The sequence below is a fragment of the Alteromonas confluentis genome, assembly GCF_001757105.1.
In the GTDB taxonomy this organism is placed as follows: domain Bacteria; phylum Pseudomonadota; class Gammaproteobacteria; order Enterobacterales; family Alteromonadaceae; genus Alteromonas; species Alteromonas confluentis.
In genome coordinates this window covers 20464-37992 of record NZ_MDHN01000004.1, presented here as the reverse complement: position 1 = coordinate 37992, position 17529 = coordinate 20464, and the positions used below count along the sequence as shown (strand labels likewise).

Below are 17529 nucleotides of genomic sequence, written 5' to 3'. Positions count from 1 at the left end.
CTAAGCGGTCACGGTTTTCAGGCTGCGAATCACGGCGTTTTTACCGAGCGGGATTTTGAACGCATTTTGCGACTGCGGCACTGCATCTTTAAACGCAATTTCAGCGGCCTGCTGGAAAGCCTGTGCAGAAGGCGCTTTGCCGATTAACGACTGCTCTGCCTCGAATGCACGCCAGGGCTTTGTGGCAACGCCGCCCATAGCCAGTCGTGCCTCTTTGATTGCACCGCCTTCAACAGACACGATGACCGCACTGGACGCCAACGCAAACTGATAGGAAGCCCGGTCGCGCAGTTTAAGGTAATGAGATCGGTTGCCCGCGATGGGTTTATCAAGGATCACGTGGGTGATAAGTTCATCAGCAGCCTTGGCATGTTCTTTCTGTGGCGTGTTACCAGGCTGCAAGTGAAAATCGGTAAACGGAATCTCGCGTTCGCCTTGCGGACCTTTCACCACAACGGTAGCGCCAATGGCTGCCATGGCTACACACATGTCTGACGGATGGCTGGCGATACAATGCTCGCTGGTACCAAGTACCGCATGCACAGATCGGTTATGACCGCCAATGGCCGCACAGCCGCTTCCGGGCTCGCGTTTATTGCAAGGTGATATGCCGTCGCGAAAATAAGAACAACGAACCCGCTGCATCACGTTGCCGCCGGTCGTCGCTTTGTTGCGCAGGGAAGTCGATGCGCCAGATAACAAGGCCGCTGAAAGCACCGCGTATTTCTCTTTGACTACGGGGTGATAGGCCAAAGCAGTATTCGACACCAATGCACCAATTTTAAGTCGGCCATCAGCCAGCTCTTCAATGTCATAAAGTGGCAGACTGTTTATATCGACAACCGTTTCAGGTTGCATCACATCCAGCTTCACCAAATCAATGAGTGTGGAGCCGCCAGCAAGAAATTCGTTAGCCTCGATGCCCTTTGCGGAAACGGCTTGCGCTGCGCTTTCTGCGCGTACATATGAAAATTGTCTCATGTTCGCCTCCTACGCGGTTTCACTGGCTTGCTGCATAGCAGAAAGAATATTCTTGTACGCTCCGCAGCGACAGATGTTGCCGCTCATCGCCTCTTTCCAGGCTTCGGGGCTGGCAGGAATATCATCACTGTTAAGCACATACGTCGCCGTCATCATTTGCCCGGCAGTACAGTAGCCACATTGATAAGCGTCGCATTCGTGAAATGCTTTTTGCACCGCGCTCATTTCACCCTCTGTCGAAAGTCCCTCAACAGTGGTGATATCATCGCCGTCGTGCATCACCGCCAGACTTAGGCAAGAATTAATCACATCGCCATTTACGTGTACGTTGCAGGCACCGCACTGGCCGTGATCACAGCCCTTTTTAGTGCCCGTTAATACCAGGTCATCGCGTAGAACGTCGAGCAGCACTGCATTGGGTAAAACCTTCATCTTGCGAGGCTGACCATTGACGTTTAAGGTAATTTCGACTTTATTCACAGCTTCTGGATCAGACATAGCTTCATCCTCCTGATCCAGCGCCATACCCTGAGTTGCGCATCCGCTGGCGGCAACGGCAACGCCGGATAAACCAACGCCTTTTATGAAGTTTCTGCGGGAACGGGATGCCGTATAACTTTTAAAACCTTCCCGGTGTTTACTTAATGGCCTTGATTTATCATGTGCCATGAATCACTCCTGGTTTATCTGTGGTGTTTTTGCCTGTAGTAAATTCAGCAATGGCCTGTGGTGTGTTGAATGTCAGACTGCGACAATGTGGCCGGTGGAACTGAATAAGTCCTGTTCTCTACGGGAGGGTTTGTAAAGGAAGATCATTTACAAACATTACAAATAGCTTCTGTCGCACGCTGTGGCTGAGTAACAAGATTGATTAGATATTTGGTAATGCTCCACCTGATGTGATAGCTTTTTCTTTCTTCAATTTCTCAACAGCAAGGATAGATGTGAGAAAGCTAATATTTAGCCTGCTAGGCATTGCGATGCTAGTGGGCGCTTACTTTTTGTTGGCGACTTCTGATGAAGAGCCACTACAGGATGGTCTTGACGTAATCAAAACATCCGACGGAAAAATCTTTATTGGAGACTTAAATGTCATGTCGGCTCCGCAGCCGTCATCAGATGTCTCCTGGTCTGAGCCTTCAGAATCCCGCTGTGATAATCTTGAACGTCTTGTCGAGCAAGCCTCCAGAATGTTCGGACAAGCTATCGATGCCGATACGCTTTTATCAGAAGGCAATTCCATTGATGATGTAACCCTACTCATTCAGGCGATGAAAAATGAAAACTTCGCCAGAGAATGGCGGGATGTAAAGCGTAAAGAGGCTGCCAAACTGAGTCAGCTGGACAAATCGCTGAATGAACAGTTCCAGGCATTGCTTTCAGATAAGCTGCGAGCTTCAGGCTTAAGCGTTGTCACAAAAATCCCATCTCCCTGGCTCAAACAGGCAATAGAAGCGAACCAGCCTTTCACCAAATACCAGGACAAAGAAGTATCGCCAGAAGATATTGCCTGGCTGATCGGGCAGGAAAATATCGATGATTCCCGGCTCAAAGAAGCGTTTGCGTTAATGAGTGAACCGGAAGCGATGTTGTCGAGCAATGTCCAACTTATGGAATTCCGCCAGGCTACTAACATTTTGGATGCGGCGGCGATGAAAGGTCGCCCGGCTTTAGCTGAGTGGTTATTAAATCAGGGCGTTAGCCCTGTTGAGGACGCTTATCTGGGCGGAACGCTAGACTTTGCACTACGAGGCCTGCAGGGAATGTTCAGCATATCCTGGCCCGTTGAAGAGGATAAACCTGAAATAGTAAGCGAAAGCGTGCCGCAACAAACTATCGCGGCGCAGCTCGCACTGATTCAACGGCTCCAGGGGTTAGGGCTTGAATTGCATGGTGAATATTACGTAGGAAAAAGTACCAAAACCCTGAATAGCTACTTCGCTGTGAATCTTTTTTATATAGAGCGTGTCGCTATTGATTATATTGAGCAACAGTACGGAGTTAACTTACTTTCAATTCCGCAAGCTCCTCCTTTATCAAGCGCAACTAGCGAAGACATAATCGCATCGTATAAACAGGCGAAGGCGGAAGAGATAACGAAAGTGGCGGGGCAAGATTACGAAACACAACTTGCGTCTTGTAAGCAATTCAGGGAGCGAATTGCCATAAAGTGGAAGCCGGAAACACTACACACTGCCGACTTTCAGGATTCGACGCAGGACGAACTGTTTACCAAAGCCCCTGAGCTGGTTAGTTGCCAGCGTGAAATGTTACAAAGACGACACCGATCTCGCTTCCGAGCAGATGGTGATATCGACATCTACCCCATTGTTCGTTTGATAAGTAAAAAGGATTATGAAGCGGCCTTCGCGTTAGTTGCTGAAAATCCCTCTGTTACCGATGAAGTAGTATACGACATGCTGGACCGAGCCTATCAGCCCATGCTGAACGCCGGATTGATACCCACCGAACTGGATTATTCTTACCGCTTCAGCCTCCGGTTTGCAAAGCTGGCTGAACAGGGTTTCGATCTTCAACAGCCGGATAAGTATGGGCGCAGCCTACTCTATGTTGCAGCTTCCCAGTGGTCACCAGAGCAGATGGAATATCTGGTTGAGCAACGGGTTCCTTACTATCATCTTCCAGACGCGCCAGACCCTTTGTATCTGGTTCTCTATTACATTGCGACCCGCAATAAGCAGGATTATCAGCAAATGCTCGAAGCGGTGATGTCGTACGACCCACCCATAACACCTATGCACCTTAGTCAGATGCAGGTGCTGAAACTTCGCTCGCCAGAAGTGTATGCCGCTATTGAAGCACAGTTTCCTCAGCTTGGGGTAGAAGGAGCGGATACGGAATATCCTTCCTATACCTGCTATCTGGACTAACAAGAACCGCACGTCTGCAAGCATCGATAAAAGTAAGTTTGCAAGAGATGCCTCTAAGCGAAAGTTAGAGCGAATAAAGGATTAAAAATGAAAAAAACAGGGATTGTTTTGTGTGTGATTGCCGCACTAGGAACTTGTTTTTGGGTGTGGATAAACACCCCCAGTGAAGACCACGAAACAACTCAAAGCCATACAATGCAGGCATCGCGAACAGTCAGCGGACTGAACAAGTCAACCTCTACAATCTTGCCTACCATCACCGAGCCTGACAAACCGTTTATTGTTAATTCGACAACCTGCGAGGCGTTCGAGATTAATGCAAACACTATAATGCGGGAGCATTTTCGCTCTTACAGTCCTGAAGATTATCTGCAGGAAGGCTTTAGTGTTGATGATGTTACAGTGTTGCTGGATAGCAGGCACACTAATCAGGCCATAATGTGGCGTGATCAAACCCGACTTCAGGAAAGTGAACTGGATACTATTAATCAGTACATTCATGAATTTATCAAAGAACACTTCCCTGAATTACTGACTTCATTTGATGTGATGGGTGGGAAGGCTTCGCTTAATACTGAGCGCAGAGCCGCGCCTGACTGGCTCAGAAAGGCGGTTAAACAGGGGGAGCAATTTGAAGTGCCTATCTGGGACGAGATGCTCCCGGATGATGTGGCTTGGCTGATTAAACAAAACGACGTAGCTGATAAGGCGATCAAGCAAGCGGTAATGCTGCTGGATGATATCAACGCCACCATCTCAGTTGATGGTAGCATTAGAAATGAAGTGAATATACTTGATGCAGCCCTTCGCGAAGGCCGAAGCGACCTGGGCTTCTGGCTGCTGAGCATGAACGCTGAGCCTTTGCAGGATGACTATACCGGCGGTGCGCTGGACAATGGGCTTTATGGATTGGAAAAACTCTACGGTGCTTACCGAGGACATGAATCTGAGGATGCTCTGAGCAAGCTGCAAATGCAGGTTAGATTAATCGATGAGTTGGCTTCCCTCGGTCAGTTTGCACATGCGGGTATTGAAATAAGATTTGATGGTGAAGAAGGGTATGCGTCTTATCGCGGAGTGCGGAACCCGTATTTTATAAGTATCGACGAGATTAATGGTATTAGTGAGCTTACAGGTCTGAATGTTATAGGCTTACCTGCAGCTAATAGAATGGCAAGTCCCCGCGGGGAAGAGCTTCTTGCTCTTGATAGAGAACGGCTCGATAGTCGCTTAAACGAAGTGAATGACGGGCAGTTTAATAGCCGGATGACAAGCTGCGTTCAATTTGCCAGAAATCTTGAAAATAGTTGGTCTCCGGAACATTTTTCAGGTATTAGAAATTCATCTTTGAGTGACTTCGAACTATTTGCGTTAGCGCCCGAATTAGTGGCATGTCGACGAAAAGAACGGCACACATGGCACGTACTTCATCACCCTTATGCTGAAAAAGAAGGTGGCAGAGCCTTCTCCCGTATTCTGGATGATGATCCCGGCAAGGCCCAGGAAATGTTGTTCGGTGAGCCTGCCGCAATCGACTACACGTTTTACGCAGTTTTAGAATATAAAGCAGATGCGTTAAGTGGTTTGCTAAACGTCGGTTTGGTGCCTGAGCAACTGGATTATTCCGCCCGCTTCAACGCAAGCTTTTCACTGCTGGCCGAGCAAGGCTTTGACCTCTACCAACTGGATAAATATGGCCGTTCGCTACTTTATGTGGCTGCAGCTGCCTGGCTACCGGAGCAAATGACCTATTTGTCTGAACGCGAGGTGCCCTATTAGACCGGTGCCGATATGCCTGATCCGCTTTATCTTGTGCTCTACCAGATTGCCACACAGGGTAAGCGCAGTAACATGATTGAGATGTTGTCAGCGATTATGGCATATGATCCTGTTATCGAACCTATGCACTTTATGCAGATGGATGTGCTGAAACTGCGGGATAAGCCCGCTTATCAGGAAGTGGTAAACGCATTTTCTGAATTGGATGTGGGGGCAGAGGAGCCGAATTACCCAGAATTCACTTGTCGACTCAGGCAGTAGCAAGATGGGGTGACGTGTGCTTCGGAATGGCGCTACAGAATCCTGTTATAAATGATATGCTGGGAGTATCGACAGAAAATAAAGGGTACAACAATGACAACAACACCTTTTGAAACCACATTTGACGTACGTTTTTACGAAACCGACGGGCTCGGGCACGTGGGAAATACAGTGCATGTTGGTTGGCTGGAAGCGGCGCGGGATCCGGTGTTTAAACTTTTCCTGCCAGATCTGGATTTATCCCGCTGGCCGCTCATCCTGGCGAGCTACAAAGTCGACTTTCTTCAGCAAATTTACTACGGCAAGTCCGCTACGGTGAAAACCTGGATAGGACGTCTGGGCGGTAGTTCTTTTGATGTGTATCAGGAAATCTGGCAGGACGACAAGCATTGCGCCACCGGTACCACTACGATGGTTCACTTTAATTATGAAACCCAGAAATCAGCGCCTATCCCCGACGACATTCGCGCAAAAATGGAACAGCATTTAAAGGACTGAGCATGCACCCGAAAGAAACCGACTTTATCGCCGTAATCGATGACGTACTGTCGCCAGAGCAATGTAAAAGCATTATTGCCGCTTTCGAGGAAAGCGCCAATCTTAAGCCGGGTCAGACTGGTGGCGGCGTAGATCTGGATAAAAAGCGCAGCGTGGACGTGTCATTCTCCCGGGATGAAGTATTCAGACCCTACCTGAAGGACGTGATGGCCCAGGTAGGCAACGAATTGATGAAATACATCGATGAGTATTTCTTCTCACTGGTAGGCCCTATTGGCCTCACTGTTCGCCATCCGAAAACCGGCGAGCCGGTAAAAATGACCGGCGAGAACTACGCCGAAGTGGGTCGTCCGGCATTACCGAATCTGGTGAACTACCTGTTTCGTATCGGAGATATTAACGCCCAGCGCTACAAAGCCGGTGAAGGTGGTTATCCTTACTGGCATTCAGAAGTGTATCCGCAGATGCAGCACAACGATGCCTTGCACCGGGTGGTGCTGTTTATGTTCTATCTGAATGATGTGGAAGAGGGCGGTCAGACCGAGTTTTACTATCAGCAGCGTAGTGTGAAACCCAAAGCGGGACGCATGGTCATCGCCCCAGCAGGCTTCACTCACACCCATCGCGGCTGCATACCTGAAAGCAACGATAAGTACATACTTACTTCATGGATGCTGTTCAACCGCGCCGAGCACATTTATACGAAATAGAGGGGTGGCTACTTTGGCAGTTGAACATCATCCTCAGGCACTGGCAGTGTCATTTGATGATAGCTCTTTAATCGTAGATCTCATTGATGGGAGAACTATCTCGGTTCCACTTTCCTGGTTCCCAGTACTTTCTCAAGCCAGCGAGTCTCAGCTAAAGGAGTGGGAGTTGTTAGGAGACGGAGAGGGGATTCACTGGCCACAGCTTGACGAGGACTTAAGTGTATCCGGTTTACTTGCTGGTAACCGAAGTCGTGTGTAAATGAAACCGAGAATAGCAGCGCAGCGGGATAAGATTTTGTCTCTGGAAACCATCCCCGCGGAAGCGCGACGCTAAGCCTTCACTCTTAAGCCACCTACAAACTATACGGTGCGATTTCTGCGCCTTTCATGCTGTAACCTACTGACGCAATGTCACCCTGCCAGCCGTCGGTGGAAATAACGCCGGTCACCCAAATTGGGCTGCTGCTGAATTCCACGGCAACGCCTTCTTCAAAGGTAACGTGAATAATCTGATTGGATGCCGGTGGCGGCACGTGCACGCAGGCACCAAAAAATGGCACCAGCAGGAATTCTGTGGTGAGTTCGTCTGTACCTTCCAGCGGCACCACGAAGCCCGGGACTTTTACCAGTTTTCCATCGTATTTTTTTACCACTGGCGCGTTAGGTTGGGCCTGTGCCATAGTGCTTTGATGGTCAGAAACTGGTTCTGGCGGCAACGCACTGAATCCTGGAGGCTCCAGATCTTCCCAGAACACCTCAATTGGCTCTGCAGCTTGTGTGGCGGTTGCGATAAAAGCGGAAAGGAGCATGAACATGCTCAAAAATTTGCGTGATAAAGCCATTCTTCACTCATCTTAGGTTTTGACAAAGCGATTATGACATAAATAAGCGCAGGGTAGCGGCGACTCAGCTACCGCTATCCTGCGCTTACCGTGTTTACAGCATGGGTTTCAGGAATCGACCGGTATGAGACTGCTTCGCTTTAGCGATGTCTTCCGGGGTGCCTTCAGCGATGATCTGGCCACCGCCAGAGCCCCCTTCTGGACCCAAATCAACCAGCCAGTCGGCGGTTTTGATCACGTCGAGGTTATGCTCGATAACCACCACGGTGTTGCCATGATCCCGCAGTCTGTGCAGAACGGCCAGCAGCTGTTTGATGTCGTGGAAATGCAACCCCGTTGTTGGCTCATCTAGAATGTACAGGGTTTGGCCGGTGTCTCGCTTCGACAGTTCTTTCGCCAGTTTTACCCGCTGTGCTTCACCACCAGATAGTGTGGTTGCCGCCTGACCCAATCGAACGTAAGACAAGCCCACGTCGATTAGTGTTTGTAGCTTACGGGCGATGGCCGGGATTGCGTCGAAAAACTCTCGTGCTTCTTCCACCGTCATTTCCAGCACTTCGTGGATGTTCTTGGCCTTGTACTGAATTTCCAGAGTTTCGCGGTTGTACCGTTTGCCTTTACACACATCACAGGGCACATACACGTCTGGCAGGAAGTGCATTTCTACCTTAATCACTCCGTCGCCCTGACAGGCTTCACAGCGACCACCTTTGACGTTGAAGCTAAAGCGACCAACCTTGTAACCCCGTGAGCGGGCTTCCTGCGTACCGGCAAACAATTCACGAATAGACGTGAAAATGCCTGCATAAGTCGCTGGATTAGAGCGGGGTGTACGGCCGATAGGGCTTTGGTCGATGTCGACTACCTTGTCCATCATCTCCAACCCTTCCATGGTTTTGTAAGGGGCCGGTTCTGACGTGGTGGCTTTATTCAACTCGCGGTGCGCGATTTTGAAAAAGGTATCGTTGATAAGTGTAGACTTACCCGACCCTGATACGCCGGTCACACAGGTCATCACGCCAACGGGAATGTTCAGTGTCACGTCTTTCAGGTTGTTGCCTGACGCGCCTGTTAACGTAAGCCATTTATCGTCTTTGGCGCTGTTGCGCTTTTTCGGTACTTCAATTTTCTCACGACCAGACAGGTATTTCCCAGTAAGTGAGTCTTCACTGTCTAAGATATCCTGCATAGTACCAGCAGCAATTACCTGACCACCGTGAACACCGGCACCAGGGCCGATATCAACAATGTAATCGGCTTCGCGGATGGCATCTTCGTCGTGCTCAACCACCAACACGGTGTTGCCAAGATCACGCAGGTGAGTCAATGTTTTCAGCAAGCGTTCGTTATCGCGCTGGTGCAATCCGATAGACGGCTCATCGAGCACGTACATTACACCCACCAGGCCGGCACCAATCTGGCTGGCCAGACGAATACGCTGAGCTTCACCACCGGAAAGGGTATCGGCACTGCGTGACATAGAGAGGTAGTTCAAGCCAACGTTCACCAGGAAGCCAAGGCGATCGAGAATTTCTTTTAAGATCTTCTCGGCAATTTGCGCTTTCTGCCCCGTCAGGTTCAGTGTTTCAAAGAAATCAAAAGCGTCGGCGATAGACATATCGGCGATTTTTGGCAGGTTGGTGCCTTCAATGAAAACATTGCGCGCTTCTACCCGAAGACGGGTACCGCCACAGCTGTTACACGGCTGCTGACTCAGGTTCTTCGACAGTTCTTCACGAACAGCGTTGGACTCGGTTTCACGGTAGCGGCGTTCCATATTCGGAATAATGCCTTCGAATGGATGCTTGCGCTCCATGACGTCGCCGCGCTCGTTAATATATTTGAAGTTCAGCGATTTACCTTTAGAGCCGAACAGTACCACGTCTTTCGCTTCTTTCGACAGTTCTGAGAACGGCGTGGTAAGGCTAAAACCGTAGGCGTCGGCAACAGCCTGCAGCATTTGGAAGTAGTAATAGCTGCGCTTGTCCCAGCCGCGGATAGCGCCACCAGACAAGCTCAGCTCATCGTTAGATACAATCAACGCCGGATCGAAAAACTGACGAGTACCTAAACCGTCACAAGTGGGGCATGCACCCGCCGGATTGTTAAACGAAAACAGGCGCGGTTCCAGCTCGCTCAGGCTGTATCCACAATGCGGGCAGGCGAAATTGGCTGAGAACATAATTTCTTCAACGTCAGGATCGTCCATAAACGCCACTTTCGCGTTACCGCCTGCCAGTTCAAGGGCGGTTTCGAACGACTCTGCCAATCGCAGTTGCAAGTCATCACGCACTTTAAAGCGGTCGACCACCACTTCGATTGTGTGCTTCTTGCGTAAATCCAATTCAGGCGGATCAGATAAATCACACACCTCACCGTCGATACGGGCACGAATGAAGCCTTGGGCTGCCAGGTTCTGTAAGGTTTTAACGTGCTCCCCCTTACGTTCCTGAATTACCGGTGCCAGCAGCATCAACTTGCTGCCTTCGGGCATAGATAGCACTTTATCTACCATCTGGCTGATGGTTTGTGCATCCAGTGGTACATCGTGGTCCGGACAACGTGGTGTACCCACACGGGCAAACATCAAGCGCAGATAATCGTATATCTCAGTAATCGTACCTACCGTTGAACGGGGGTTGTGAGAGGTGGATTTCTGTTCAATTGAAATTGCCGGAGATAAACCTTCGATATGGTCAACATCAGGCTTTTCCATCATCGAGAGGAACTGACGGGCGTAGGCCGACAGCGATTCCACGTAACGACGCTGACCTTCAGCGTAAAGGGTGTCGAAAGCTAAAGACGATTTACCAGAACCGGAAAGGCCGGTAATAACTACCAGTTTGTCTCTGGGGAGGGTTAAATCGATGTTTTTCAGATTATGGGTGCGGGCACCCCGTATTTCGATTTTATCCATTGAAACCTGAGAATTGCCAAAAGAGAAAGTATGCCACAGACGGCGCGGAAATTAATCATTAACTACGTTTAACTGTCGGTGTAGATCACTCATTCACCGGCACGGGGAGGTGGGCGACGAGTGGTTTTGTGCTACACTTCGCCGCCATACAAGAATTAGGTCGAGAACACACTTGAACGCATTAGAAGTTCGCGCCGCATTAGCACTGGCGCTGGTTTATGTATTGCGCATGATGGGCCTGTTTATGGTCATGCCTGTGCTGGCAGTTGCCGCGATGGACTATCCTGATTATTCACCTCTGCTGGTGGGCCTGGCCGTTGGTGGGTATGGGCTAACGCAGGCAGCGTTGCAAATTCCTATGGGCATGATGTCCGACCGCTGGGGGCGCAAACCGGTCATCCTGCTGGGGCTGTGTGTGTTCGCGGTGGGGTCGTTTATCGCGGCATCGGCAGACAGCATGATGGTGATGATTGTTGGTCGGATTCTGCAAGGTGCGGGCGCGATTGCCGGTGCGATTATGGCACTGGCCACCGATGTGAGCCGGGAAACCCAGCGGGCAAAGGTAATGGCGGTGATTGGCATCGCGATTGGCTTCTCTTTCTACCTTGCCGTGCTCATTGGCCCGTTGATTGCCCAGAACTGGGGACTGGCCGGTGTATTTGGCGTTACCGGTGTGCTTGCCATCTGCTGTATGCCGTTGGTGAAATGGGTGGTGCCGGATGTCACTATCAGCGCCAGTGGCGACACCCTGCCACACGTTTCTGAAATCAAATCTCTGTTTGTGTCACCGCAGCTTTGGCGTTTGAACGTTAGCGTGATGGTGCTGCACATGATGATTACGCTGCTGTTCGTGCAATTACCGCTTACGCTGACGCAGTTCGGTATGTCGCTGGAAAGCCATTGGACCATCTACCTGCCGGTGCTGGCGGTATCCATTATTGGCCTTATTGTGCTGATGGGGATCAGTCGTGGGCAAACACCAAAGTCGGTAGTTATCACGGCAGCAGCGCTGATGATGATGGCATTTTTGATGATGAATATGCAGGACCACCACTTATGGGTAGTCGTTACGGCTGTTGTATTGTTCTTTACCGGTTTTAATTATTTGGAAGCAAGCTTACCCGCGCTGGTCTCGACCATTGCGCCTGCTGGTCAGAAGGGCAGCGCCATGGGCATATATGCCAGTTTCCAATTCTTCGGCGCGTTTCTCGGCGGTTTATTGTCGGGCCTTGTAACCGATATCTGGACCCCAATAACGGCCTATCTGGCCGGTGCCATCGGTGCAGCATGTTGGATTGTCATCCTGTTTGGTCTTAAAGAAGTGATGAAATTACGTCGCTTATCCATGCAGGTTTCCTTCGCCAATGTTCAGCCGCAAACACTGGAAAAATCACTGCTGCAGCTGGAAGGTGTGCATGAGGTGGTGGCGTCTAAATCTGATGGCACGGTATATCTTAAAATCAGTAAGGGATTCGATACCAAAGCGGCCAGAGAATTGCTCGCCCAGTATGCTTGAGGCTTGGTAGCTGTAGAATAAGTCATCCAGTTGTTGTTTTCCGGTGTATAACCTCATCAACCAGTTTTACAACGCGTAAGGAGTCGTGATGGTAGATTTAAGTCGCTACAAAGGCATTATTTTCGATATGGACGGTACCCTGATTGATTCTATGGGGGCACATATGAAAGCCTGGGAAAAAACCTGTGAGCATTTTGGTTATCCCTTCGATTTAGATTACATGTACGGTTTGGGTGGCGTGCCAACCATGAAAACGGCGGAGCTGCTAAACGCCAAGTACAGCAAACAAAACGACCCGCAAGAAGTAGGGCAGTTTAAGAAGAACACTTGGTTGGCAATGGACCAAACCCCCACGCTGATTGATGATACGTTTCAAATCTTCAATGCGAATTTGGGCAGCAAGAAAATCGCAGTAGGCACTGGTGCTGAGCGGTCTGGTGCTGAAACGCTATTAGGGCATCACGGATTACTGGGTAAACTTGATGCATTGGTAACATCGTCTGATGTCGTCAACGGTAAACCGGCACCGGACACCTTTCTTAAAGCTGCCGAGTCAATCGGTGTAGCGCCAGAAGATTGTGTGGTGTTTGAAGATACAAAGATTGGTTTTGAAGCGGCCTCCCGCGCCGGCATGGACTGCATCATGGTGATCAACGGTAAAGTGCAACAAGGTTGATAGTGCTTTCTGTCAGCGCCAGCTGGTTCTATAATCTAAAAACTCACTCCGATTAATTACAATAAGAGCGTAACGTTCAGTGGTCATAAGCTTTCGTATTTTCGCCGTCATTTCTATGCTGTCTGCACTTGCAGGCTGTGCCATAGATGTCAGTTCTTCCAGTTTCCTGCATCAGGATAATTCACCGTCCACACTGGACACTACCGCATTAAATCAGGCGGTAACGGAAGATGAAGCGGCGATCACAATCACTACGGTGGAATTGAAAAACAGCCAGGATCTCACGTTACGGGGTGTTGCCGTTGCGTATCCCGAACCCAAGGTCAACATTGTGCTGTTTCCAGACAACGGCATGAGTATTAGTAACAATTCCGCGCTCATTCATGAGTTTGGTAAACTGCCCGCGAACATCCTGTGGGTGGATTATCAGGGCACAGGTGCCAGCGATAAACCTGGCAAAGCAAGAATGTACAATCTGAAACGTGATGCCTTGCTGGTTTATGACTACGGAAAAGAAGTGTTTCAGAATGATTTGCCAACGGTTGTGCATGGCATATCAATGGGCTCTATTCTGGCAAGTTACGTAGCGGTAAAGCGGGATATCGACGGGTTAGTGCTCGACAGTGCCATTAACAAAGTGAACGATGTGGTGCAGAACATGGTGCCTGAGTGGACCAAAGTGTTTACCTTCCTGCAGGTATCTCCAGAACTGGCCATCATTGAGAATGACGACTTTATTCGGCAGTTAGACAAGCCATTATTGTTGATTGTGGGCGATAAAGATCGCACGACACCCATTACGTTTAGTCGCCAACTTTACGAAGTCTCGCCCAGTAAGGATAAATTGATTTACGTGGTACCCGGCGGTAAACATAACAAGTCGATGACGTATCCGGATGTAATAGGCCAGTATCGGTTGTTCCTGCGAGATTTATAACCATCGAGTAAATAACAAAAAAGCAGCCGAAGCTGCTTTTTTTGTCACGGATTTTTCGCTTAGCGCGGTATCACTTTCTGAAATTCGTCTCAGAGGTTGCAGCCCAATAAGCAAAGGCGGTGAAAATGCCGGTGTTAATTTTCAGTGCGTCTGCATCTACTTTATCTAAGGTGTCGTTTTCCGTGTGATGGTAATCGAAGTAATCGCTGCCATCCGGTGAGAAGTTGATGGCGGGTTGCCCCGCTTCACCTAGCGCACTCATATCCGACTGACCTTTGGCATCGTTTTTATCCGACATTCCTACACCGAATGGTGCCAGGTATTCAGCAAAGCTTCGCACTTCAGACAGTGCTTCTGCGCCCACACCCGGGGTTAGCTCGTAAATCGCGCCATTACCGAAATCCCATTCAGCGCCAATAACATGTTGATCCATATCGCCTTTGTGCTGTTCAACATAATCCTTCGCGCCCCAAAGACCAATTTCCTCGGCAGCAAACAGGATAACGCGAACGGTACGAGCAGGGCGCTGCGGTAATTCTGCGATATAGTGGCCTGCCGCCAGCGTAATACCCACACCAATGCCATCATCAATTGCGCCGGTACCTACATCCCAACTGTCGAGGTGCGCGCCAATGGTAACGACTTCATTAGGCTTTTCACTGCCAGTAACATCGCCAATAACGTTGGCTATGGTGGCTGTTTTACCGGTAGGGCCACTGGCTGAAGTGGTGAGTGAGAAAGTGACTGGCTGTTCACGCTTCAGCATATTTTCCAGCAAATCGGCATCTGGGTTTGAAATGGCGACAGCGGGGATTTTCTTAATTCCATCGCTGTAACGCATCATGCCAGTGTGAGCGAAACGATTGGTGTCGGTACCAACAGAACGCAGTAGAAAAGCCACAGCGCCTTTTTCAGCTGCAATGGACGCACCGGCAACGCGAGCCCCCACTGCATCACCGTAGCCGTGACCGTCTTTGTGACGTTCCATACGGTAGCCAACATAAGCAATTTTACCGTCCAGGGAGCCTGATTTGGCAGCTTGCAGGGCTTCTAACGACGCAAACTCTACCACTTCCGCTTTCAACTCTTTGCCATTAGTTCCCACGCTACCGCCCAGCGCCAAGGCAACAACCTTGTGTGGGTAAGGGCCCGAAATGGCAGCGGTTAGATCGCCACGGGTCCATTGGGGTACCTTGCTTTCTTCTACCCAAACTTTATCAAAACCCAACGCTTTCATTTTATCCTGTGCCCATTGCACGGATTTGTCTGCGGCAGGTGTGCCTGCATAACGGGCGCCGACTTCCGTGGTGAGAGATTCGATAACGTCATAAGACAGCGAATCTTGTTTGGCATTAGACTGCAGTAAGTCGAGTATAACTTTTTGATCGTCTGTTACTGCCTGACTTTGTGAAGAAAGCATTGCTGATGCGCCGATCAGCAATGAAAGAAGGGTTTTGTTTTTCATTCTTGTTCCTGTTGTAAGGGTTCTTACGCGTCTATTGATTCAGGCACGCGGCAAACACGGGTACCCGCGATGAAGTCGTGCACACAGCGACGGTCTTTGCGGAATACGAAAAAAATGTCTACCAATGCGGCAATGCCACCAATAAACGGTATGTTCACTATTACGGCCACCGGCAGGTATCGTCTTACCACGATGTTGGTAAAAGAAGACTGGGTGCCATCGAGATTTTCGATTCGGGTATTAATGAAGTGCTTACCAACAGTTTGTCCGAAATTAATCAGAAAGTAACCATGGACCACGATGTAAGTGACTACAGAGTAGACCATCGACATCAGCAGTAGTGAAAACGTAGGTTGGGCCAAGGCTTCCATCCCAACGAAAAAAGCCAGAGGAATAGAGATAAGCACACTGATCACCATGTCTATGATGGCGCCACCAAGGCGTTCTCCGAGTGATGCCAGTCTATCATCGGGCTGTGCTGAATGTGCCGGTTCTTGTTCCGGTTTGAAGGCAGCATTTGCGCCTTCTGACGCGGTGCTGGCCGGTGTAGCTTCATGGCTTACAGAGCGTGTGATAGTGGTATCACTTGGCTCAGTAATAGTTTCTGCGTCTGGTGCGGCTATTATTTCTTCCTGCTTCCGAGCTATCGCGGCATCAATTTCTGCCGCCCGTTCAGGCTCTTCTTCAGCATTCAGTGCAGCACGAAGAGCCTGCAGCTCTTCTAAGTTCAGCGCATCGTATTTCCCTTGATCTGACATAGACTTCTCCGATGTTTTTCCCCCATAATGCCAATATTGCAGACAAAAGGAAATGCGTGCGAAGAACGTTCAACAGACTTTACGGATCTAGCGAGGCGCCGCCACAGACTGGCGGGTAATGAGCGTTGGTGTGTATTTGTGGGTCTCTTCTTTACAGCTTTTACCCATAGCAAAATCGAGTGCAAGTCGGGTGGCCAGTCCGGCCATCATTTCCACAGGGTAGTGGAGGGTGGTCAGTTTGGGGCGACAGTATTTCGCGAGTAACACATCATCGAATCCTATCACCGAAACATCCTGCGGCACGGCTATATTGTTATCTTGCAGCATGGTCATCGCACCTGACGCCATCGCATCGTTGTAGGCCAGAATGCCGGTAAATTCCACATCACGACTTAATAGCTTTTGCATAGCCAGTTCGCCGCCTTCCTGATCTGGCGTGGAAAATTCAATGTGTGAATCAGGTATGTCGATACCATGGGCGTTAGCAGCGCGGCGAATGCCATCGATACGCATCTGCGGGTCGGTAATTTGATAATTGCTTGAGACAACCGCTAACTTACTGTGACCCTGTTTAATCATATGTTCGGCCATAATAAAACCACCCGCCTCGTTATCCAGCCAGACACAGCGGTTGGCTATTTCAGGAATGTAGCGGTTGATCAAAACAAAACCGGGGATCTGACAAGCAAAATCAATAAGTTCCGCATCGGATAATGCTTTGCTATGCACCACCATGGCCTCAACCCGATGCTCAAGCAAGGTTTCAATTGCCCTGCGCTCGGTCTCTTGTTCAATTGAGCCAGCGCTCAGCAGAATTTGGACTTTTTGTTGCCGGGTAACGGTTTCTATACCCTGACCAAGCGCAGCAAAAAACGGTTCAAGTAGTTCAGGAATAACCACCCCCAATGACGCGCTTCGTTTTGTTACCAGTGCGCGGGCATTGGCGTTAGGACGATATCCCATTTCCTGCATGATCGTTTTCACCCGGGCTCGGGTTGCATCGCCAACCTTCGGCCCGTTATTAATTACCCGGGAAACCGTAGCCAGTGAAACGCCCGCTGCAGATGCGATATCTTTAATTGTTGCCATTTATTATTGTGCCTGTAGTCGGTTCTTTTTTACTAAAGTGCGGACAAGGCCGCCTATGTTAAGAAATTTAATCCCAAATGCACGAAAAACCGGTTTGCCTGAAATTTAAAGAGAATATAACATGATGTTATTTTTAAGGGTAAACGTATACCCTCATTGTTGCCATTGTGTTAACATTTTGCGCTATATTAAGAGATACAGTGATTTAA

At 49.5% G+C, this 17529-nt stretch carries 16 protein-coding genes; 9 read left to right on the top strand and 7 right to left on the bottom strand.

What is annotated here, in order from left to right; translation table 11 throughout:
* Together BFC18_RS01105 and BFC18_RS01100 are read right to left on the bottom strand one after the other, a co-directional pair.
* Window positions 1-981 carry an FAD binding domain-containing protein gene (locus BFC18_RS01105; RefSeq protein WP_070123352.1) on the bottom strand — a complete coding sequence of 327 codons (981 nt, stop codon included), beginning with the start codon at window positions 979-981 and terminating at the stop codon, window positions 1-3.
* Between the two features lie 9 nt (window positions 982-990).
* Window positions 991-1650, bottom strand: a complete 660-nt coding sequence (locus BFC18_RS01100; RefSeq protein WP_070123351.1) for a (2Fe-2S)-binding protein — start codon at window positions 1648-1650, stop codon at window positions 991-993.
* Window positions 1651-1925: 275 nt separating this feature from the next.
* On the opposite strand from BFC18_RS01100, the gene BFC18_RS01095 reads away from it, so the two are divergent.
* The 6 genes from BFC18_RS01095 (at window position 1926) to BFC18_RS21335 (ending at window position 7379) form a co-directional block, all read left to right on the top strand.
* On the top strand, window positions 1926-3872 hold the full coding sequence (locus BFC18_RS01095; protein ID WP_139138921.1) for a hypothetical protein: 1947 nt from the start codon (window positions 1926-1928) through the stop codon (window positions 3870-3872).
* Window positions 3873-3959: 87 nt separating this feature from the next.
* Window positions 3960-5651, top strand: coding sequence for a hypothetical protein (locus tag BFC18_RS01090; RefSeq protein ID WP_070123349.1), 1692 nt, complete (start codon window positions 3960-3962; stop codon window positions 5649-5651).
* 12 nt (window positions 5652-5663) lie between these two features.
* A complete protein-coding gene (locus tag BFC18_RS01085) occupies window positions 5664-5912 on the top strand; it encodes a hypothetical protein (RefSeq protein ID WP_070123348.1) in 249 nt (82 codons plus the stop codon).
* 93 nt (window positions 5913-6005) lie between these two features.
* Entirely contained in the window at window positions 6006-6410 is a 405-nt protein-coding gene (locus BFC18_RS01080) for an acyl-CoA thioesterase (protein WP_070123347.1), read from the top strand.
* Window positions 6411-6412: 2 nt separating this feature from the next.
* Window positions 6413-7120, top strand: a complete 708-nt coding sequence (locus BFC18_RS01075; protein WP_070123346.1) for a 2OG-Fe(II) oxygenase family protein — start codon at window positions 6413-6415, stop codon at window positions 7118-7120.
* Window positions 7121-7124: 4 nt separating this feature from the next.
* Window positions 7125-7379 (top strand): DUF2442 domain-containing protein, encoded by a 255-nt coding sequence (locus tag BFC18_RS21335; protein ID WP_083272847.1) that lies wholly within the window; start codon window positions 7125-7127, stop codon window positions 7377-7379.
* 94 nt (window positions 7380-7473) lie between these two features.
* On the opposite strand, the gene BFC18_RS01070 is transcribed toward BFC18_RS21335, so the two are convergent.
* A complete protein-coding gene (locus BFC18_RS01070) occupies window positions 7474-7962 on the bottom strand; it encodes a DUF3299 domain-containing protein (RefSeq protein WP_083272846.1) in 489 nt (162 codons plus the stop codon).
* 94 nt (window positions 7963-8056) lie between these two features.
* Entirely contained in the window at window positions 8057-10879 is a 2823-nt protein-coding gene (gene uvrA, locus BFC18_RS01065) for an excinuclease ABC subunit UvrA (protein ID WP_070123345.1), read from the bottom strand.
* Window positions 10880-11051: 172 nt separating this feature from the next.
* Here uvrA and BFC18_RS01060 point away from each other — a divergent pair, with 172 nt between their 5' ends.
* From BFC18_RS01060 to BFC18_RS01050, 3 genes are all read left to right on the top strand, one after another.
* Window positions 11052-12395 carry an MFS transporter gene (locus BFC18_RS01060; protein ID WP_070123344.1) on the top strand — a complete coding sequence of 448 codons (1344 nt, stop codon included), beginning with the start codon at window positions 11052-11054 and terminating at the stop codon, window positions 12393-12395.
* An 88-nt stretch (window positions 12396-12483) separates the two neighbouring features.
* On the top strand, window positions 12484-13071 hold the full coding sequence (locus BFC18_RS01055) for a beta-phosphoglucomutase family hydrolase (RefSeq protein ID WP_070123343.1): 588 nt from the start codon (window positions 12484-12486) through the stop codon (window positions 13069-13071).
* A 79-nt stretch (window positions 13072-13150) separates the two neighbouring features.
* A complete protein-coding gene (locus BFC18_RS01050) occupies window positions 13151-14008 on the top strand; it encodes an alpha/beta hydrolase (RefSeq protein ID WP_083272845.1) in 858 nt (285 codons plus the stop codon).
* A 70-nt stretch (window positions 14009-14078) separates the two neighbouring features.
* On the opposite strand, the gene BFC18_RS01045 is transcribed toward BFC18_RS01050, so the two are convergent.
* From BFC18_RS01045 to BFC18_RS01035, 3 genes are all read right to left on the bottom strand, one after another.
* Entirely contained in the window at window positions 14079-15473 is a 1395-nt protein-coding gene (locus BFC18_RS01045) for a M20/M25/M40 family metallo-hydrolase (protein ID WP_070123342.1), read from the bottom strand.
* Window positions 15474-15496: 23 nt separating this feature from the next.
* Window positions 15497-16231 (bottom strand): RDD family protein, encoded by a 735-nt coding sequence (locus BFC18_RS01040; RefSeq protein ID WP_070123341.1) that lies wholly within the window; start codon window positions 16229-16231, stop codon window positions 15497-15499.
* Between the two features lie 87 nt (window positions 16232-16318).
* Complete coding sequence (locus BFC18_RS01035) at window positions 16319-17320, bottom strand: LacI family DNA-binding transcriptional regulator (RefSeq protein WP_070123340.1); 1002 nt, start codon at window positions 17318-17320, stop codon at window positions 16319-16321.
* Window positions 17321-17529: the final 209 nt, after the last annotated feature.

Coding starts and splice junctions, on each gene's coding strand:
- BFC18_RS01080 (WP_070123347.1), top strand. CDS start 6,006: ATGACAACAACACCTTTTGAAACCACATTTGACGTACGTTTTTACGAA.
- BFC18_RS01090 (WP_070123349.1), top strand. CDS start 3,960: ATGAAAAAAACAGGGATTGTTTTGTGTGTGATTGCCGCACTAGGAACT.
- BFC18_RS01100 (WP_070123351.1), bottom strand. CDS start 1,650: ATGGCACATGATAAATCAAGGCCATTAAGTAAACACCGGGAAGGTTTT.
- BFC18_RS01055 (WP_070123343.1), top strand. CDS start 12,484: ATGGTAGATTTAAGTCGCTACAAAGGCATTATTTTCGATATGGACGGT.
- BFC18_RS01035 (WP_070123340.1), bottom strand. CDS start 17,320: ATGGCAACAATTAAAGATATCGCATCTGCAGCGGGCGTTTCACTGGCT.
- BFC18_RS01070 (WP_083272846.1), bottom strand. CDS start 7,962: ATGGCTTTATCACGCAAATTTTTGAGCATGTTCATGCTCCTTTCCGCT.
- BFC18_RS01045 (WP_070123342.1), bottom strand. CDS start 15,473: ATGAAAAACAAAACCCTTCTTTCATTGCTGATCGGCGCATCAGCAATG.
- BFC18_RS01085 (WP_070123348.1), top strand. CDS start 5,664: ATGCCTGATCCGCTTTATCTTGTGCTCTACCAGATTGCCACACAGGGT.
- BFC18_RS01075 (WP_070123346.1), top strand. CDS start 6,413: ATGCACCCGAAAGAAACCGACTTTATCGCCGTAATCGATGACGTACTG.
- BFC18_RS01105 (WP_070123352.1), bottom strand. CDS start 981: ATGAGACAATTTTCATATGTACGCGCAGAAAGCGCAGCGCAAGCCGTT.
- uvrA (WP_070123345.1), bottom strand. CDS start 10,879: ATGGATAAAATCGAAATACGGGGTGCCCGCACCCATAATCTGAAAAAC.
- BFC18_RS01040 (WP_070123341.1), bottom strand. CDS start 16,231: ATGTCAGATCAAGGGAAATACGATGCGCTGAACTTAGAAGAGCTGCAG.